The sequence below is a fragment of the Micromonospora sp. ATLC16 genome (assembly GCF_057196645.1).
On the sequence record NZ_JBXUOW010000032.1, the window covers coordinates 49,063 to 65,334 of the forward strand.

Sequence of the window (16,272 nt, forward strand, 5' to 3'; positions counted from 1 at the left end):
GCTCCGATCATTCCGGGCGACCGGACCAGTGGGCCGCGCCGACGGTCAGCCGTGTCGGGTCAGCAGGGCGAGGGTGAGGCCGGAACGCGGCCAGACCTCGGCCACCGTGAAGCGGTCGCGTAGCGCGTTCCCCTTGGCGCCCGGCACGGCGGCGAGGGGATCGGATGACCGCCCGGCCAACACCAGCCAGACCCGGTCGGCTCCGGCCAGGCACTCCGCCGGGCGGTCGCATTCGGCGGCCCACAGGTCACCCCGGCGTTCCTGCCCCTCGGCCAGCAGCGCGTCCCGTGGGACTCGATCGCCCAGGTGATAGCGCAGGCCGAGGTCGAGGAAGAGCCAGCTGTCCCGGGGCGAGTAGACCACCGCGTCGCCGGGACGCCGGCTTGCCGCGATGATCCCGGCCGTGGCCCGGTAGTCCACCGTCGCGGTGCGTGGCCACTCGTGGGTACGGCGCAGGGCCGCCTGCTCGGGTAGGCCGAGCAGGCCGGCCAGAACCACCACCGCCAGCGCGGCGGGTAACCGGGCGGAGGCGAGTGCCGCGCCCGCCAGCAGGCAACCGAAGGGCACCACGAAGACGAGGTAGCGGGGCACCCAGAGAGGGACGACCAGCCCGGCCAGGAACAGCAGCAGCACCGGTGTCAGGACGCAACTCAGCGGCAGCAGCGCCCGACGGCCGGCCCGGGCCGCGCCGAGCGCGGCCAGTCCGACCAGCACACCGCCGACCACGCCGCTCTGCGCCACCCCACCTGCCACGGCCGCCAGGTCTCCGGGACGGGCGGCGTCCACCCAGTCGAGCTGCCGGCCCCGCTGTCCGCCGGCCATCAGGGCCAGCGGCACCACCGCCACCGCCACCGGCACCAGGGCGGCCAACCAGTACCCGACCACCCGGCCGGGTGCTGGCGACTGCCGTTTCCCGCTGTCGCTCGGCCGGTCACTCCGGCCCTCGGCGTCGGCGTCAGCGGCGGGATCGGCGCGGACGGTCCTGGTGAGCACGGCGACCGCGTGGGCGGCGAGCAGGGTGAGGGCCACCAGGTGGGTGAGCCCGAGGGCGGTGGTCGCCGCCGCGTAGCCGATCCAGCGCCGCCGGGTGCGCCGTCGCAGCGCGTCGACCAGCAGCAGCGTGCTCAGCACGGCGAGCGCGCTGACCAGGGCGTACGGCCGCGCCTCCTGCCCGTATCGGGAGGTGCCGGGCAGCACCGCGAACAGCAGGCCGGCGAGGGTGCCGACGCGGGTGTCCCACAGCCGGTGCCCGAGTACGGCGGTCAGACCGGCGGTCGCGGCCATGGCCAGGGCGGAGGGCAGGCGCAGTGCGGCCACCGAGTCGCCGGCCGAGGCCAACCAGGCGTGCATGAACAGGTAGTAGGGGCCGGTGGCGGCGTCGATCGTGCCGGCCAGCCGGAACAGTCCGTCCAGTCCCCTGGTGGCGGCGCTCCAGGTTGCCAACTCGTCACGCCAGGGCTGGGCGGCGTCCAGCCCCACCAGCGTGACCAGCAGGGTGACCGTCGCAGGTGCCAGCCATACCGGTACGGAGCGCAGCCGTGCGCCGCTCAGCCGGACGCCGATCCCGACCACCGGGATCGACCTATCGGACAAATGACCCACGTTGCCGAGCCTGCCACACGGTGACGCTCGGGGGAGCCGGCAGCGACCGCCCGTGATGTGGGATCCCGCAACTGACCATTGGCCGCCCCGCCCGCGGTGTGGCAGCATGACGTCCATGACTGCCGCTGTCGTGCGCCGCTTCGTGGCTCGACGCCACGTCGATTACGGTCGCGTGCGCAGCGCCATCTGTCCGGCTCACTGACGACGCCCGACCATCCCTGCCTCGGGCACGCAGCGCGCCGGCCGTGCAGAGACATCGCTGTCCACGGTCCCTCCGGGAACCGGTCGTCGCGCGCTCAGCCCCACCGAGGCGCAGCAGACAACGGAGGACGCCGCGATGGCAGTCAGCGAGATTCCGGCCCGCCCGCCGCGGGCGCCCCGGCGCCCCCGTGGTGAGGGCCAGTGGGCGCTCGGGCACCGGGAGCCGCTCAACCCCAACGAGCGGATCAAGAAGGACGACGATCCGCTGAACGTCCGGGCCCGCATCGAGAACATCTACGCCCACCGGGGATTTGCCTCCATCGACCCGCAGGATCTGCGTGGCCGATTCCGGTGGTGGGGCCTGTACACCCAGCGGAAGGCGGGCATCGACGGCGGCCGTACCGCCGTGCTGGAGCCGCACGAGCTGGAAGACGAGTTCTTCATGCTGCGGGTACGCGTCGACGGCGGCCAGCTCGACCTGACCCAGCTGCGGACGATCGCCGAGATCTCCCGGGAGTTCGCCCGGGACACCGCGGACATCACCGACCGGCAGAACATCCAGTACCACTGGATCCGGGTGGAGGACATGCCGGAGATCTGGCGGCGGCTGGAGTCGGTCGGCTTGCAGACCACCGAGGCGTGCGGCGACTGTCCCCGGATCGTGCTGGGCAGCCCGGTGGCCGGGGTGTCCGAGGCCGAGCGGATCGATCCCACCCCCGCCATCGACGAGATCGTCAAGCGGTACGTCGGCGACAAGCAGTTCTCCAACCTGCCGCGCAAGTTCAAGTCGTCGATCTCCTGGCTGGTGGACACCCCGTACGAGGCGAACGACATCGCCTTCCTCGGTGTCGATCACCCGGAACACGGCCCGGGCTTCGACCTGTGGGTCGGCGGGGGCCTGTCCACCAACCCGATGCTGGCCCAGCGGCTCGGCGTCTGGGTGCCACTGTCCGAGGTACCCGACGTCTGGGCCGGCGTGGTGGGGATCTTCCGCGACTACGGCTACCGACGACTGCGCCACCGGGCCCGACTGAAGTTCCTGGTAGCCGACTGGGGCGTGGCCAGGTTCCGGGAGGTGCTGGAGAAGGAGTACCTCGGTCGGACGTTGCTCGACGGCCCGGCCCCGGCGCTGCCGGAGCGGCCGATCGACCACATCGGCGTGCACCGGCAGCGGGACGGCCGCGACTACGTCGGTGCCGCGCCGGTGGTCGGGCGGGTTTCCGGGACCCAGCTCGCCCAACTCGCGGACGTCGTCGAGGCGCACGGCAGCGAGCGGGTGCGCCTGACTCCGTACCAGAAGCTGCTGGTGCTCGACGTGCCGCCGGAGCGGACGGAGTCGCTGGTCGTGGGCCTGCGTGAGATCGGCCTGGAGGCCCAGCCGTCGGCCTGGCGGCGCGGCACCATGGCCTGCACCGGCATCGAGTACTGCAAGCTCGCCATCGTCGAGACCAAGGCACGCGGCGAGGAACTGGTGGCCCGGCTGGAGCAACGACTGCGCGACTTCGACGCGGACATCTCCATCCACATCAACGGCTGCCCCAACGCCTGCGCCCGCACCCAGGTCGCCGACATCGGCCTCAAGGGCCAGTTGGTGACCGGGCCGGACGGCCATCAGGTGGAGGGCTTCCAGGTGCATCTCGGCGGTGGGCTGGGCATGGCCGAGGGCCGCACGGCCGGCTTCGGGCGCAAGCTACGTGGCCTGAAAACGACCGCCGAGGAGCTGCCCGGGTACGTCGAGCGGCTCGCCGTTCGCTACCTGGCCAGCCGGACCGAGGGCGAGACGTTCGCCAACTGGGTGATTCGGGTCGACGAGGAGGAACTGCGATGAGTGGTGAGACTCGTTCCGTGCCGCTGTACTGCCCGTACTGCGGCGAGGAGGATCTGCGGCCGAGTGAGACCGGGCCCGGCGCGTGGGAGTGCCACGCCTGCGCGCGGGTCTTCACGGTCAGGTTCAGTGGCCTGCTCTCCCGGGTGGTGAACCGGTGAGCGCCCTGGTCTCCGCCGCCGGTCTGGGCCTGGTCGGCACCGCCGCCGTGGCCACCGTCGATCCGTCCCGACGCGATCCGGACGAACTGCGGGCGCTGGCCGAACGGGCTGGCCGGGAGCTGGAGGGCGCTCCCGCGACGGAGATCGCTCGGTGGGCGGCGGAGACCTTCGGGGACAGGTTCTGCGTGACCAGTTCGATGGCCGACGCCGTCCTCGCCCACCTGGTGTCCCGGGTGGCGCCCGGGGTGGACGTGGTCTTCCTTGACACCGGGCTGCACTTCCCGGAGACCCTCGCCGTCCGTGACGAGGTGGCCCGTACGCTCCCGGTGCGCGTCCGGTCCATCCGGCCGCGGCTCACCGTGGGTCAGCAGGACGGTGAGTACGGACCGCGGCTGTTCAACAGGTCTCCGGACGAGTGCTGCCAGCTGCGCAAGGTGGAGCCGCTGGAGCGGGCGCTGACCGACTATGACGCGTGGGCCGCCGGCCTGCGCCGGGACGAGTCGCCGACCCGCGCCAACACGCCGGTGGTCACCTTCGACGCGCGTCGGGGCAAGGTGAAGGTCAACCCGATCGCGGCCTGGACGCAGGCGGACGTGGACGCGTACATCGCCCGGTGGAACGTGCCCGTCAACGAGCTGTTCCGGCGCGGCTACGGCTCGATCGGCTGCTGGCCGTGCACCCGGCGGACCGGTGCCGGTGAGGACTCACGCGCGGGCCGCTGGGCGATGTTCGAGAAGACCGAGTGCGGGCTGCACGTCTGACCGGAGTCGTCGGCCCGACCGGCGAGCCCCGGTCGGGTGACGATCCGCTGCTGCTGGTCGCGCACGGCAGTCGGGATCCCCGGGCGGCCGAGGCGACCAGGGCTCTGGCCCGGGCGGTCGCCGCCGCCCGCCCCGGTACGCCGGTGCTGACGAGCTGGCTCGACCACACCGAGCCCGGTCCCACCGAGGCGCTGCGGGGGCTGGTTGCGGCCGGGTACTCCCGGGCGGTGCTGGTGCCACTGCTGCTGACCGCCGCCTATCACCGTCGGGTGGACATCCCGGCGGCGGTGGCGGCGGCCCAGCGCTCCGGCCCACCGATCCAGGTGCGGGTCACCGACGTGCTCGGGCCGGTGCGGGGCGAGGTGGACCCGGCGCTGCTGGCCGGGTTGCGGCGGCGGCTCGGCGAGGCGCGACCGGGCGAGTGCGACGCCGTGGTGCTGGCCGCTGCGGGCACCCGTGACGCCGCGGCGCGGGGATCCGTCGGGCGGGTGGCCGCCGCGCTGGGCGCGGCCCTGGACATCCCGACCCGGGTGTCGTACGCCTCGGCCGCACCGCCGGGTGCCGGTGCGGCGGTGACCCGGCTTCGGGCGGCTGGCGCGCGACGGGTGGCCGTGGCGGCTTACTTCCTGGCCCCCGGGCTGTTCCACGACGCGGTGACGGCGGCTGCCCGGGATGCCGGCGCGGTCGCGGTGGCATCCCCGCTGACCGACGTACCGGATTTGGTGAACCTGATACTCCGCCGGGTGACCACCGCGTCGACTCACTCCTGACTCTGCGTATTGACGAAGGAGCGGGACGTCAGTCGGGTCACGACCCAATTGCTGCGCTTATCAGTGACGATTCGGCGGCCATGAACGGTGGTTCAGGAGAGGACGGCATAACGCCCCGGCGGGCTGAGCCGGCCGGGGCGTTATGCTTCGTACGTGTGTGTGGTGGTCAGGCGGAGTGAGCGCGCAGCACCCGGAGGCCGCCGCGACGCTTGACGGCGCGCCGCTCCTCCTCGCTCATTCCGCCCCAGACGCCAGCGTCCTGACCGGATTCCAGCGCCCACTGCAGGCACTGGTCGGTCACGGAGCAGCGCCGGCAGACGGCCTTGGCCTGCTCGACCTGCAGGAGAGCCGGACCGGACGTCCCGATCGGGAAGAACAGCTCCGGGTCCTCGTCGCGGCAGACAGCATGGTGACGCCAGTCCATGGCGGCAACACTCCTCATTCTGGATGGGTGGCAGATGTTGCTTGTTGGTGCTTTTCCTATATGCATCCGCATTGCCGAAGGTGACGGTTCGCGTCCGCCATTTCGGCAGTGCGTGAGCAGGCTGTTGGCCCCCGGGGGCTGCTGGAAAAGCTCCACTCGCCGAGCATGTCCAGGCAATGTCCCGGTAACTCAAGTTTGCTTGTGAATACTTTCACGAACTCACGCGATGTCAAGGGTGGCGCTCGGAAAAACTCCGGACGGTGAGCAAGCCCACAACCCATTTGTCCGGGTTCCGGATCTCTCCGGGTACCCGTCGTGTCACAGTCGAGGATCAATATAGTACAGTCCGCCGGAAATTGCTGACATTTCCGGCATCCGTCCCGGGTGTCGCAGCCGTCGCGCAGGGGATGTCGCCGACTGCCTCACCCCGGCGGGACCGGAGGCCTAACAGATTACTCTGAGTGCGGCGGGAGCGCTGGTGAATCTGACTTTTTCCCGCTCGCCAAGATAGTCGCCGTCGAGCTGAAAAGCCTGCGGACGGCTCGCGACCAGCGAGAACTCGGCAACGTCGTGCAGCTGCAGCACCTGGCGACCGTGAGGATCGGGTGCCGGAGAGAAGAATTGCGTCACGGTGCGTGTCGTGCTGGCGACGCCGAGCTGGCGCAGGGCCAGCACGTCGAGCCCCAGATCGAACGATGCGGCCGGATTCGGGTTGACCTCCCGGTCTCCGACGTACGTCCACGGGGCGGTGTTCTGCACGATGATCGTGGCCAGCTCGCCCTCGGCCGCCTCGCCCGGTCGCTCCAGCTGGATCGCCGGGTGTCGTCGCTCGTTGCCCAGCAGGAGCTGTGCGGTGAACGCTCGGAAGTAGAGCGAGGGGGAGGAGACCCGGCCCCGTCGGCGAGCCTCCTCGACGCGGTGGATCACCGACGCGTCGAGCCCGAAGCCGGCGCAGAAGGTGAAGTAGCGGTCGTCGGCCCGGCCGAGGCCGATGGTGCGGCGTCGGCCCAGCCGCAGCCCTTCCAAGATCATGCTGGCGCCCTCCGGCCATTCCCGGGGCAGGCCGAGCGCCCGGGCGAAGACGTTCGTCGAGCCGCCCGGCACGGTGGCCAGGGCCGGCAGCCGGTCGGCCGTCGGTCCGGCGCCACCTGCGGTGGTCGCTGTCATCAGCCCGTTGACCACCTCGTTCACCGTGCCGTCGCCACCGAGGGTGACCACCGCGTCGACACCCTCCTCGGCGGCCTCCCGGGCCAGCGTGGTGGCGTGGCCGCGTTGGCGGGTGTAGCGCACGGAGAGGTCGACCTCACTGCGCAGCGCTCGGACGAGCACGTCGCGCGCGCGCTCACTGGTAGTGGTGGCCTTCGGATTGACCAGCAGGACGGCCCGCATGGGCGGCACTGTACTCCGAGCCGTCACCGGTATCGTGACCCGCGTGACCATCGACTCCGACCCGACCCCCGTCACGCTCCGTTGGGCGGTCCGGCTGCTGCGCGGTCAGGCGGTCGCAGTCGGGCTGGTCGCCGCCTGGCTGATCTTCGCGGATCTGACCGCCGCCACCACTCACCTGACGTCGGCGCTGCTGGTGACGGCCTTCGCCATCGGTGCCGCGGTCGCCCTCTGGGCGCTGGGCAGCGCCCTGCTCCGACGGCGGGCCGGTGCCCGCGCGCCGGCCATCGTGCTTCAGCTCATGCTGCTGCCGATCGGGTGGTTCATGATCCAGGGTGGGCTCGGCTGGCTCGGTGTGCCACTGGTCGCGCTCGGCGTCGGGGTCACCTGGTTGCTGGTGAGCCCGCCGACCACCCGTGCTCTGGGCTTCGAGTGACCTGATCCGGGCGGCCGGTCACCAGCCGGAGGCGCGTCGGGTGAGCAGCGAGATGGTCGCCCGGCCGTCGCTCGCTCGAGCCCCCGCCGAGGTGGTCAGCGCGGTGAGCACCTTCCAGGCGAACGACGACTCCGCGGGTAGTCGGGCGCCGGGCATCGTCGGCACGGTCACCTCGACGGTCAGTGCGTCCTCGGTGACCGAGAAGCGGCAGTCCAGTTCGGCATCTGCGGCGGTGATGGCGAGCAGCATCGCGCACGCCTCGTCGACCGCGATGCGCAGATCCTCGATCTCGTCCAGGGCGAACTGGAGACGGGCCGCGAGGCCGGCGGTGGCGGTGCGGAGCACGCTCAGGTATCCGCCGTCCGCGGGCACGGTGAGGTGCACGATGTCGTCATCGGTCGTTGGCTGGCCGGTCAGTTGAGTCACCACTCATCCCCCCGGTCGGGGACTCTACCCGCTCGGGCCGCCACGCGGTTGATGACGGTCAGTGCGGCGCCTTGGCGGCGCGGGTGAGCCGCACCGGACGGGATCGCCCGGACGGGAACCCGACCGCCGACGTGATGAACCAGCTTCAGGTGCGGTACGCGGGCGCCTTCACGCCTGCTTGGTCTCCCAGAAGATCTTGGAGATCTCGTCGATCTTCTGAAGCAGCTCGTCCGCCTTGGTCGGGTCCGTGGCACCCTTGGCGCCCGCGGCGCCGGCCAGCTTGGTGGCCTCGTTGAACAGCTGGTGCAGGTGCGGGTACTTCTCGAAGTGCGGGGGCTTGAAGTAGTCGGTCCACAGCACCCAGAGGTGGTGCTTGACCAGTTCGGCCCGCTGCTCCTTGATCAGGATGGCCCGGGTGCGGAACTCCGGGTCGGTGTTGGCCTGGTACTTCTCGCAGATCATTTTCACCGACTCGGCCTCGATGCGGGCCTGCGCGGGGTCGTAGACGCCGCAGGGCAGGTCGCAGTGGGCGCTGGCGCTCACGCGGGGCGCAAGGATGCGTGGAAGTCGCATCGGGATCCTCCATGGGAAGTTTGCGATGATCCATGACGACATTACTCCTGGACGATGGTCCCCGAGGGGGCTGGAGGTGAAACCCGTGCCCACCACTCGGCTGCGCTGGCCGCTGTCGGCCGTGCTGGTGACCGGGCCCTCCATGGCGCCCACGCTGCGTCACGGCGACGCGGTGCTGGTGCGGCGGGGCGGCCGGGCAACCCGTCCCGGCGACGTGGTGATCGCGGTCTTCCGCACTCGACCGGACCTGCTGGTGGTCAAACGGGCGATCCACCCCGTCGACGGCGGCTGGTGGCTGTCCGGGGACAACGGGCTGGTCACCGACGACTCCCGCAGCTACGGCGTGGCGGACGTGCAGGGTCGGGTGGTTGCCCGGTACTGGCCCCGGCCCGGCCGGGTGCCGCCGCGACCGTTATGAACCTGCTCACATACCGGGCCCCGGGCGTGACTATGCTCGGAAGTGCCCGGGTGACCCCCCGCACCGCCGCCGCTCGCTCGCCTCACCGTGCGTCCGACCGGCCGGCCCAGTTGCTCGATCTTTCTGGAGTCACCATGTCTTCGTCCACCGTGGACCCTGCTGATCCCGTCTTCCAACTGCACCGGGGCGGCAAGATGGCCGTCGTCTCGACCGTGCCGCTGACCAGCCGGGACGATCTCTCTCTCGCGTACACCCCGGGTGTAGCCCGGATCTGCGAGGCGATCGCCGCCGAACCGTCCCTCGCCCACGACTACACCTGGGCCTCGCGCGCCGTCGCGGTCGTCACCGACGGCTCGGCCGTACTCGGTCTCGGGAACATCGGCCCGAGTGCCGCGCTGCCGGTGATGGAGGGCAAGGCCGTGCTGTTCAAGCAGTTCGGCGGAGTCGACGCGGTACCGGTCTGCCTGGCCACCCAGGACGTCGACGAGATCGTCGCGGTGGTCACCGCGCTCGCGCCGTCGTTCGGCGGCATCAACCTGGAGGACATCAGCGCCCCGCGGTGCTTCGAGGTGGAGCGGCGGCTCGACGAGGCGTTGGACATCCCCGTCTTCCACGACGACCAGCACGGCACCGCGATCGTCGTACTGGCCGCGTTGCGCAATGCGGCGACGCTGCTCAATCGCAAGCTCGGCGACCTGCGGGTGGCCGTCAGCGGTGCGGGAGCGGCCGGCGTGGCGGTGACCAGGATGCTGGTGGCCGGCGGCGTGGACCCGGAGCGAGTGGTGGTCTGCGACTCCCGGGGCGTCATCTGCCGGCAGCGCGCCGGCCTCACCGGGACGAAGGCCGAACTCGCCGAGCTGACCAACGCCGACGGCCGGCAGGGCGACATCGCTGAGGCGCTGCGCGACGCCGACGTGCTGATCGGGGTCTCCGGCGGTCGGATCCCCGAACGGGCGGTCGCCGGCATGGCCCCGGGTGGCATCGTGTTCGCGCTGGCCAACCCCACCCCGGAGGTGGACCCGGAGGTGGCCGCCCGACACGTCGCGGTGGTCGCCACCGGCCGCAGTGACTACCCGAACCAGATCAACAACGTGTTGGCCTTCCCGGGCGTGTTCCGGGGTGCGCTCGATGCCCGAGCCAGCCGGATCACCGACGCCATGAAGGTCGCCGCGGCCGACGCGATCGCCTCCGTGGTGGCCGAGACGCTCACATCCGAGGCCATCGTGCCCTCTCCGCTCGACCCACGGGTGGCGCCGGCGGTGGCCGACGCGGTCGCCGAGGCGGCCCGCCGGGACGGAGTGGCCCGCGCCTGAGCCGTCAAGAAGGGGCCCTGTCCACGCGTCACACGTGGGCAGGGCCCTTCTTAACGCGCGCTCAGCTTGTTACGGTGCGGATCATGCGTGCCGCCTTCGCCTCCCGTTTCGACGATGCCGACCCGCTCGCCGCGCTCACCGTCGGTGATCAGCCCGAGCCGAGCCTGCCCGACGACGATTGGGTGACGGTGCGCGTCACGGCCAGTTCGCTCAACCACCACGACCTGTGGTCGCTCCGCGGTGTCGGGCTGCGCGCCGAGCAGTTGCCGATGACCCTCGGCTGCGACGCGGCCGGGGTGGACCCGGACGGCAACGAGGTGGTCGTATACCCCGTCGTACCGACACCTGGCGACCCGCGCGGGATGTCCATCCTCTCCGAGCACTTCCCCGGGACGCTGGCGGAGCGGGTGGCCGTACCCCGATCGAATCTGCTGCCGCTGCCGGCGGGGCTGGCGGCGACCGACGCCGCGTGCCTGCCGACGGCCTGGCTGACGGCCTGGCGGATGCTCACCACCAAGGGCCGGGTCGCCGACGCCGACGCGGTCCTGGTCCAGGGCGCCGGGGGCGGCGTGGCCACCGCGGCCGTCGCGCTGGCCGCCGCGCTGGGCAAGCGGGTGTACGCGACCAGCCGCGACGCCGCCAAGCGCGAGCGCATCGCCGAGCTGGGCGCGACCGCCGTGGAGCCGGGCGCGCGGCTGCCCGAGCGGGTCGACCTGGTGATCGAGACGGTCGGTGCGGCCACCTTCGACCACTCGCTGAAGTCGGCCGCCCTGGGCGCCCGGATCGTGGTTTCCGGCGCGACCGCCGGCCACGAGCCGACTGTCAACCTGCGCCGGGTCTTCGCCATGCAGCTGGAGATCCTGGGCACCTCGATGGGCACGCCGGACGAACTGGCCGCCCTGCTGACGTTCTGCGCCGATCGGGGGGTGCGTCCGGTGATCGACAGCGTGGTGCCGTTCAGCCGCGTCGGCGACGCGTTCGCCCGGCTGCACTCGGGTGACGTCTTCGGCAAGGTGGTCGTCGACCACACCGCCTGAGTCATCCCCGGCCCAACAAGATCCGCACACCGTCCCCTGATGTTGCCGGCCGCGCGGGGGTGCTGAGGCCGCGACATCCCTGATGTCGCGGCCTCGATCCGGTGGTGCGCGTGGGTTAGAGGTTGTCGTCGAGGATGGCGACGTCGTCGCGGGAGGCGGCGGCGGGAATGCGCTCCTTCGCGTCGGCGTCGCCGTAGAGCGTCCAACGCAGGAACTCGGTCGTGGTGTCGGCGACCACCCGCAGCGCGGCCCCCCCGTCGCGCAGCAGGGCCCGGCCGTGGTCGCCGTCGGGCAGGCTCAGCATCGCCTTCGGCCACGGCACCTTGTCGTACACGGCCTTGCCGGCGGTGTACTGCACCACCTCGTCGGCCTGGCCGTGCACGAACAACTGCGGCGCGGCGGCACCGGCGAACGCGCTGCCCACGCCGAGGGCCGTGCCGGCGAAGACGACTCCGGCGGCCAGCCGCTCGTCGCGGCCGGCGGTGAACAGCCCGATGGTGGTCACCGCACCTGCGGAGTGGCCGGCGGCGGCCACCCGGTCGGTGGCCAGCCGCCCGCGTAGCGGATCACCGTCCCGGGCGTCGAGGGCGAGCAATCGGGTCAGCGCGTACGAAACGTCAGCTGGCTGATTGAGCACGTCGAGCACGTTGTTCTCGCCGCCACCACGGGAGGTCTTGGGGAAGGTCGGCGCGGCCACCACGAAACCGGCCGAGGCCCACCGGGTCAGCAGCGACTCGTAGTCGTCGGGACGGCCGCCCAGGCCGTGGCTGAACATGATCACTGGGAACTTCCCGTCCGCAGCGGCGACACCCCTGGCCGGCTGCCCACCGGGCCGGCCGGCCGCCGGGAACCAGACGGTCAACGGCAGCGGTCGGTCACCGTCGCGGTTCAGCTTCAGCTGCCGTACGCCGAGCGCGAAGGTGCCCTCCGGGGCGCTGCCGGCGGGCACCGCCGGGGAAACCGTCGGCGCGACGGAGGCGGTGGCCTGCGGGGCGGGGGCATCCGCCCGCTCGGTGGGCTCGCGGTTGGTGGAGCAGCCTGCCAGGGTGCTGGCGAGCAGAGCGGTGGCTGCCAGAGCGGAGGCGGCACGACGCGACATGACTCCGATTGTGCCCGCACCGTGCCCGGCGCGTACGGGCGCACCGGGCACGCCGGCTGGACAGGTTTCGCTAAGGTTCCCGGCATGGCTGAGAAGTACACCGACCCGAGCGGCAACACCGAGGCGTTCCGCGCCTTCGCCAACCCGGAGGCCGTCCCGGCGGAGGCGGCGTCAAAAACCGGTCTGATCATCGGGGCGGCCGTCGTCGCCGCGGTGCTGCTCGCCCTCGCCACCTGGCTCGCCTTCGGCTGACCGGACCGTCGTCAGCTGCCGCCCCCGACCACGGCCCGGGCGGCGCGGGCGATCTCCCGCTCCTCGTCGGTACCGATGACGCAGACGGCGACCTCCGCCCCGTCCGGTGAGATGAGCCGGTCGCCGCTGCCCGCGTTGCGGTCCGGGTCGACCGTGATGCCGAGCCGGTCCAGTCCGGCCAGCGCCGCCGCGCGTACCGGCGCCGCGTGCTCGCCGACGCCGGCGGTGAAGGTGACCGCGTCCACCCGGGTGAGCAGCGCGTAGTACGCCCCCACGTAGCCGGTTATCCGGCGACAGTAGACGTCGAAGGCGAGCGCTGCGGCAGCGTCGCCGGCCGCCCGCTGGGCGAGCAGCTCGCGCATGTCGTTGACCCCGCTCAGCCCGAGCAGGCCGCTGCGGTGGTTAAGCAGGTCGTCGATCTCGTCGACGCCCAGGCCACCCTCGCGGCGCAGGTGGAACACGATCGTCGGATCGAGGTCGCCACTGCGGGTGCCCATCACCAGTCCCTCCAACGGCGACATGCCCATCGAGGTGGCGACGCTTCGTCCGCCGGCCACCGCACAGGCGCTGGCGCCGTTGCCCAGGTGCAGCGTGATCGTGTTGATCTCCTCGTACGGGCGGTCCAGCAGCTCCGCCGTGCGCCGGGAGACGTACGCGTGGGAGGTGCCGTGGAAGCCGTACCGCCGAATGTCGTACCGCTGGGCGACCTCGCGGTCGATCGCGTAGGTGGCGGCGGAGTCGGGCAGCGTGTGATGGAACGCGGTGTCGAAGACGGCTACCTGCGGCACCTCGGGCAGGGCCTGGCGGGCCACCTCGATGCCGGCGAGGTTCGCCGGGTTGTGCAGAGGCGCCAGCGGCACCAGGTCGGTGATGGCGGCCAGCACCTCGGCGTCGACAAGCGTCGGTGCGGTGAACCGCTGGCCACCGTGCACCACCCGGTGCCCCACCGCGGCGAGGCCGGTCAGGTCCAGCCCGTCCAGGATCTGCCGGATCGCGCCGGTGTGGTCGCTCGGCCCACCGCCAGGCTCACCGATCCGCTCCACGGTGCCCTTGTCCAGCACGCGGTCGCCGTCGTACAGCCGGTACTTGATCGACGATGAGCCGCTGTTGAGCACCAGCACCTTGCTCACGGCTGCACCTCGGCGAGCGCGGCGGCCTGGATGGCGGTGATCGCCACGGTGTTGACGATGTCCGGCACGGTGGCCCCCCTGGAGAGATCGTTGACCGGCCGGCGTAGGCCCTGCATGACCGGCCCGACGGCCACCGCCCCCGCCGAGCGCTGCACCGCCTTGTACGTGTTGTTGCCGGTGTTCAGGTCGGGAAAGATGAAGACCGTCGCCCGGCCGGCGACCGCGCTGCCGGGCAGCTTGGTGGCGGCGACGGCCGGGTCGATGGCCGCGTCGTACTGGATCGGACCCTCGACGGCCAGTTCGGGTCGGCGTTGCCGGACCAACTCGGTGGCCGCCGCGACCTTCTCCACGTCCTCGCCCGCGCCCGAACTCCCGGTCGAGTACGACAGCATCGCCACCCGGGGCTCGATGCCGAACCGGGCCGCCGTGTCCGCCGAGGAGATGGCGATGTCGGCGAGCTGGGCGGCGTCCGGGTCGCGGTTGACCGCGCAGTCGCCGTAGACCAGCACCCGGTCGGCGAGCAGCATGAAGAAGACGCTGGACGCGACGGAGACCTCCGGCATGTTCCTGACGATCTCGAAGGCCGGCCGGATGGTCGCCGCCGTGGTGTGCGTGGCGCCGGAGACCATGCCGTCGGCGTGGCCCGCCCACACCATCATGGTGCCGAAGTAGTTCGGCTGGGCGACGATGTCGTGCGCCAGCTCGGCGGTGACTCCCCGGTGGGCGCGCAGCTTCGCGTACGCCTCGGCGAACTCGTCGCGCCACGGGCTGCTCGCCGGGTCCACCACCCGGGCCTCGCCGATGTCCAACCCCAGCTCCCGGGCACGCCGGGCGACCTCCTCCGACCGGCCCAGCAGGGTCAGGTCGGCGACTCCCCGGCGCAGCAGGATCTCGGCGGCGCGCAGAATCCGCTCCTCGGTCCCCTCCGGCAGCACCAGGTGCCGCCGTCTGGCCCGGGCCCGGTCGATCAGGTCGTACTCGAACATCAACGGGGTGACCCGCGCGGACCGGCTGACCCGGAGCCGGCCGGCCAGCTCGACGGTGTCGACATGTGCCTCGAAGGCGCCGAGCGCGGCCTCCACCTTGCGGGGGTTCCCGGCGCTGGGCCGACCTTCGATCCGGCTCGACGCGGCCACCGTGTGGTAGCTGTCGCTGGTCACCGAGAGCACCGCGAGCCGGGCGTTCAGTGCCTCCACCAGACGCATCGCCCGGGGGTCGGGCGGCACCCCGAGAGTGAGCACCAACCCGGCCAGCGACACCTGCCCGGCCACGTGCGCGGCGCTCGCCGCCACCAGCAGATCGTCCCGATCACCGGGCATGATCAGCAGCGCGCCCTCGGTGAGGTGTTCCAGCAGGGTCGGCACGTGCGCCGCACCGACGACGTAGTCGAGCACGTCGCGGGCGAGCGCGGTCTCGTCGCCGGCCAGCAGCGTGGCGCCCAACGCGCCCGCCACCTCCGCCACCGTCGGTGCGGAGACGCTCGGTACCTCCGGGATGGCGTACGCGGGGACCGGTAGCCGGGGCAGCGACATCGCCTCCGGAACCCGGTTGGCCAGCACCGCGAGCACGGTCGCGCCGAGGTCCGCGAGGTCGTGGTAGGCGCCTCGGGCGGCGGCGGCGATCGCCGACGGCCGCTGCCCGTAGCCGTCGACCACCGGCACCACGACGCTGCCGAACTCCGTGGCCAGCCGGGCGTTGAAGGCCAGCTCGCGTGGGCCGGCGGTGTCACCGGCGGCGGCGAAGTCACTGCCCACCACGACCATGGCCGCGAACCGCCGCTCCACCTCCCGGTAACGCTCGACGATCCGGGAGATCAGTTCCTCCCGGCGACCGTCGGCGACCAGGGCGGTGGCCTCGGCGTACGTGGTGCCGTTCAGGTCCGCCACCGGTAGGCCCACCCGGTAACGCTCGCTGAGCAGGGTCAGGATCGGGTCGGGGTGATCCTGCGCGACTAGTGGACGGAACACGCCGATCCCGCCGACCTGCCGGGACAGCAACTCGGCGAGGCCGAGGGCGATTGTCGACTTCCCCCCGCCCGAGCCGACACTGGTTAGGTAAACGCTCTTGGCCACGGCACCCACGCTACAAGATCAGGGTCGTGTCCACGTGTGTCCTCGGACTCGCCCACCCAGACCACTCGGGGGTGCTGGCGCGGCGATCAGTCGTCGTCTTCGTCGTCGAGTCGGGCCAGCCAGGTGGCGAGCCGTTCGATCGGGGTCTCGAACTCCGGGTTCAGGTCGACGAAGTCGCGCAGCCGCGCGCCCAGCCACTCCAGGCTGACCTGCTCGTCGCCGCGCCGCTCGACCAGTTCCTCAATGCCCCGGTCGGTGAAGTACATGGGTCTGCTCGCTTCCTCACCGGAGCCCGGTGAAGCCGTCCGGTCCCGGGGCGGCGGCCGCGGGGGCGGGGCGGGGGGGGGGGGGGGGCGGGGGGGGGTGGGGCGGGCGGGGGTGGGGCG

The 16,272-nt window shown here is 72.0% G+C and carries 18 protein-coding genes; 9 read left to right on the forward strand and 9 right to left on the reverse strand.

The window, feature by feature from the left end; all coding sequences use genetic code 11:
- Nucleotides 1-45: 45 nt before the first annotated feature.
- Nucleotides 46-1,551, reverse strand: coding sequence for a glycosyltransferase family 39 protein (locus AC2CHE_RS15655; RefSeq protein ID WP_484505632.1), 1,506 nt, complete (start codon nucleotides 1,549-1,551; stop codon nucleotides 46-48).
- A 388-nt stretch (nucleotides 1,552-1,939) separates the two neighbouring features.
- Here AC2CHE_RS15655 and AC2CHE_RS15660 point away from each other — a divergent pair, with 388 nt between their 5' ends.
- From AC2CHE_RS15660 to AC2CHE_RS15675, 4 genes are read left to right on the forward strand one after another with little or no spacing between them, the layout of a single operon-like run.
- Entirely contained in the window at nucleotides 1,940-3,631 is a 1,692-nt protein-coding gene (locus AC2CHE_RS15660; RefSeq protein ID WP_484505614.1) for a nitrite/sulfite reductase, read from the forward strand.
- Nucleotides 3,628-3,789, forward strand: a complete 162-nt coding sequence (locus AC2CHE_RS15665; protein ID WP_484505615.1) for a hypothetical protein — start codon at nucleotides 3,628-3,630, stop codon at nucleotides 3,787-3,789. The genes AC2CHE_RS15660 and AC2CHE_RS15665 overlap by 4 nt, the downstream gene beginning before the upstream one ends.
- Nucleotides 3,786-4,550: a phosphoadenylyl-sulfate reductase gene (locus AC2CHE_RS15670; RefSeq protein ID WP_484505616.1), complete on the forward strand. Its 765-nt coding sequence runs from the start codon at nucleotides 3,786-3,788 to the stop codon at nucleotides 4,548-4,550. Before AC2CHE_RS15665 ends, AC2CHE_RS15670 begins: the two co-directional genes overlap by 4 nt.
- Nucleotides 4,532-5,320, forward strand: coding sequence for a sirohydrochlorin chelatase (locus tag AC2CHE_RS15675; RefSeq protein WP_484505617.1), 789 nt, complete (start codon nucleotides 4,532-4,534; stop codon nucleotides 5,318-5,320). Before AC2CHE_RS15670 ends, AC2CHE_RS15675 begins: the two co-directional genes overlap by 19 nt.
- Nucleotides 5,321-5,486: 166 nt before the next feature.
- Here the strand turns inward: AC2CHE_RS15675 and AC2CHE_RS15680 are convergent, their stop codons facing one another.
- Nucleotides 5,487-5,744: a WhiB family transcriptional regulator gene (locus tag AC2CHE_RS15680; protein ID WP_007072794.1), complete on the reverse strand. Its 258-nt coding sequence runs from the start codon at nucleotides 5,742-5,744 to the stop codon at nucleotides 5,487-5,489.
- Between the two features lie 444 nt (nucleotides 5,745-6,188).
- Nucleotides 6,189-7,133 carry a diacylglycerol/lipid kinase family protein gene (locus tag AC2CHE_RS15685; protein ID WP_484505618.1) on the reverse strand — a complete coding sequence of 315 codons (945 nt, stop codon included), beginning with the start codon at nucleotides 7,131-7,133 and terminating at the stop codon, nucleotides 6,189-6,191.
- Between AC2CHE_RS15685 and AC2CHE_RS15690 the strand changes: the two genes are divergently transcribed.
- Entirely contained in the window at nucleotides 7,132-7,566 is a 435-nt protein-coding gene (locus AC2CHE_RS15690; protein ID WP_484505619.1) for a hypothetical protein, read from the forward strand. The genes AC2CHE_RS15685 and AC2CHE_RS15690 overlap by 2 nt on opposite strands.
- An 18-nt stretch (nucleotides 7,567-7,584) precedes the next feature.
- On the opposite strand, the gene AC2CHE_RS15695 is transcribed toward AC2CHE_RS15690, so the two are convergent.
- On the reverse strand, nucleotides 7,585-7,992 hold the full coding sequence (locus AC2CHE_RS15695) for an ATP-binding protein (protein ID WP_484505620.1): 408 nt from the start codon (nucleotides 7,990-7,992) through the stop codon (nucleotides 7,585-7,587).
- A 168-nt stretch (nucleotides 7,993-8,160) separates the two neighbouring features.
- Nucleotides 8,161-8,565, reverse strand: a complete 405-nt coding sequence (sodN, locus tag AC2CHE_RS15700; protein ID WP_093405250.1) for a superoxide dismutase, Ni — start codon at nucleotides 8,563-8,565, stop codon at nucleotides 8,161-8,163.
- A 25-nt stretch (nucleotides 8,566-8,590) separates the two neighbouring features.
- On the opposite strand from sodN, the gene AC2CHE_RS15705 reads away from it, so the two are divergent.
- The 3 genes from AC2CHE_RS15705 (at nucleotide 8,591) to AC2CHE_RS15715 (ending at nucleotide 11,333) form a co-directional block, all read left to right on the forward strand.
- Entirely contained in the window at nucleotides 8,591-8,983 is a 393-nt protein-coding gene (locus AC2CHE_RS15705; protein ID WP_484505621.1) for a S24/S26 family peptidase, read from the forward strand.
- A 134-nt stretch (nucleotides 8,984-9,117) separates the two neighbouring features.
- A complete protein-coding gene (locus tag AC2CHE_RS15710) occupies nucleotides 9,118-10,296 on the forward strand; it encodes an NAD(P)-dependent malic enzyme (RefSeq protein WP_484505622.1) in 1,179 nt (392 codons plus the stop codon).
- 74 nt (nucleotides 10,297-10,370) lie between these two features.
- A complete protein-coding gene (locus tag AC2CHE_RS15715; RefSeq protein ID WP_484505623.1) occupies nucleotides 10,371-11,333 on the forward strand; it encodes a zinc-binding dehydrogenase in 963 nt (320 codons plus the stop codon).
- Nucleotides 11,334-11,448: 115 nt separating this feature from the next.
- Here the strand turns inward: AC2CHE_RS15715 and AC2CHE_RS15720 are convergent, their stop codons facing one another.
- A complete protein-coding gene (locus AC2CHE_RS15720) occupies nucleotides 11,449-12,432 on the reverse strand; it encodes an alpha/beta hydrolase family protein (protein WP_484505624.1) in 984 nt (327 codons plus the stop codon).
- Between the two features lie 84 nt (nucleotides 12,433-12,516).
- Here AC2CHE_RS15720 and AC2CHE_RS15725 point away from each other — a divergent pair, with 84 nt between their 5' ends.
- Nucleotides 12,517-12,684, forward strand: a complete 168-nt coding sequence (locus AC2CHE_RS15725) for a hypothetical protein (protein WP_484505625.1) — start codon at nucleotides 12,517-12,519, stop codon at nucleotides 12,682-12,684.
- Between the two features lie 11 nt (nucleotides 12,685-12,695).
- Here the strand turns inward: AC2CHE_RS15725 and AC2CHE_RS15730 are convergent, their stop codons facing one another.
- The 3 genes from AC2CHE_RS15730 to AC2CHE_RS15740 form a co-directional block, all read right to left on the reverse strand.
- Nucleotides 12,696-13,814 carry an acetate/propionate family kinase gene (locus AC2CHE_RS15730; RefSeq protein ID WP_484505626.1) on the reverse strand — a complete coding sequence of 373 codons (1,119 nt, stop codon included), beginning with the start codon at nucleotides 13,812-13,814 and terminating at the stop codon, nucleotides 12,696-12,698.
- Nucleotides 13,811-15,895 (reverse strand): phosphate acetyltransferase, encoded by a 2,085-nt coding sequence (gene pta, locus AC2CHE_RS15735; protein WP_484505627.1) that lies wholly within the window; start codon nucleotides 15,893-15,895, stop codon nucleotides 13,811-13,813. The genes AC2CHE_RS15730 and pta overlap by 4 nt, the downstream gene beginning before the upstream one ends.
- A 77-nt stretch (nucleotides 15,896-15,972) precedes the next feature.
- On the reverse strand, nucleotides 15,973-16,152 hold the full coding sequence (locus AC2CHE_RS15740; protein ID WP_484505628.1) for a DUF6104 family protein: 180 nt from the start codon (nucleotides 16,150-16,152) through the stop codon (nucleotides 15,973-15,975).
- Nucleotides 16,153-16,272 lie beyond the last annotated feature (120 nt).

Bases quoted from the DNA above. Each gene is read 5' to 3' on its own strand.
- AC2CHE_RS15660 (WP_484505614.1), top strand. From the start codon at position 1,940: ATGGCAGTCAGCGAGATTCCGGCCCGCCCGCCGCGGGCGCCCCGGCGC.
- AC2CHE_RS15665 (WP_484505615.1), top strand. From the start codon at position 3,628: ATGAGTGGTGAGACTCGTTCCGTGCCGCTGTACTGCCCGTACTGCGGC.
- AC2CHE_RS15680 (WP_007072794.1), bottom strand. From the start codon at position 5,744: ATGGACTGGCGTCACCATGCTGTCTGCCGCGACGAGGACCCGGAGCTG.
- AC2CHE_RS15690 (WP_484505619.1), top strand. From the start codon at position 7,132: ATGGGCGGCACTGTACTCCGAGCCGTCACCGGTATCGTGACCCGCGTG.
- AC2CHE_RS15685 (WP_484505618.1), bottom strand. From the start codon at position 7,133: ATGCGGGCCGTCCTGCTGGTCAATCCGAAGGCCACCACTACCAGTGAG.
- sodN (WP_093405250.1), bottom strand. From the start codon at position 8,565: ATGCGACTTCCACGCATCCTTGCGCCCCGCGTGAGCGCCAGCGCCCAC.
- AC2CHE_RS15705 (WP_484505621.1), top strand. From the start codon at position 8,591: ATGATCCATGACGACATTACTCCTGGACGATGGTCCCCGAGGGGGCTG.
- AC2CHE_RS15710 (WP_484505622.1), top strand. From the start codon at position 9,118: ATGTCTTCGTCCACCGTGGACCCTGCTGATCCCGTCTTCCAACTGCAC.
- AC2CHE_RS15720 (WP_484505624.1), bottom strand. From the start codon at position 12,432: ATGTCGCGTCGTGCCGCCTCCGCTCTGGCAGCCACCGCTCTGCTCGCC.
- AC2CHE_RS15725 (WP_484505625.1), top strand. From the start codon at position 12,517: ATGGCTGAGAAGTACACCGACCCGAGCGGCAACACCGAGGCGTTCCGC.
- AC2CHE_RS15740 (WP_484505628.1), bottom strand. From the start codon at position 16,152: ATGTACTTCACCGACCGGGGCATTGAGGAACTGGTCGAGCGGCGCGGC.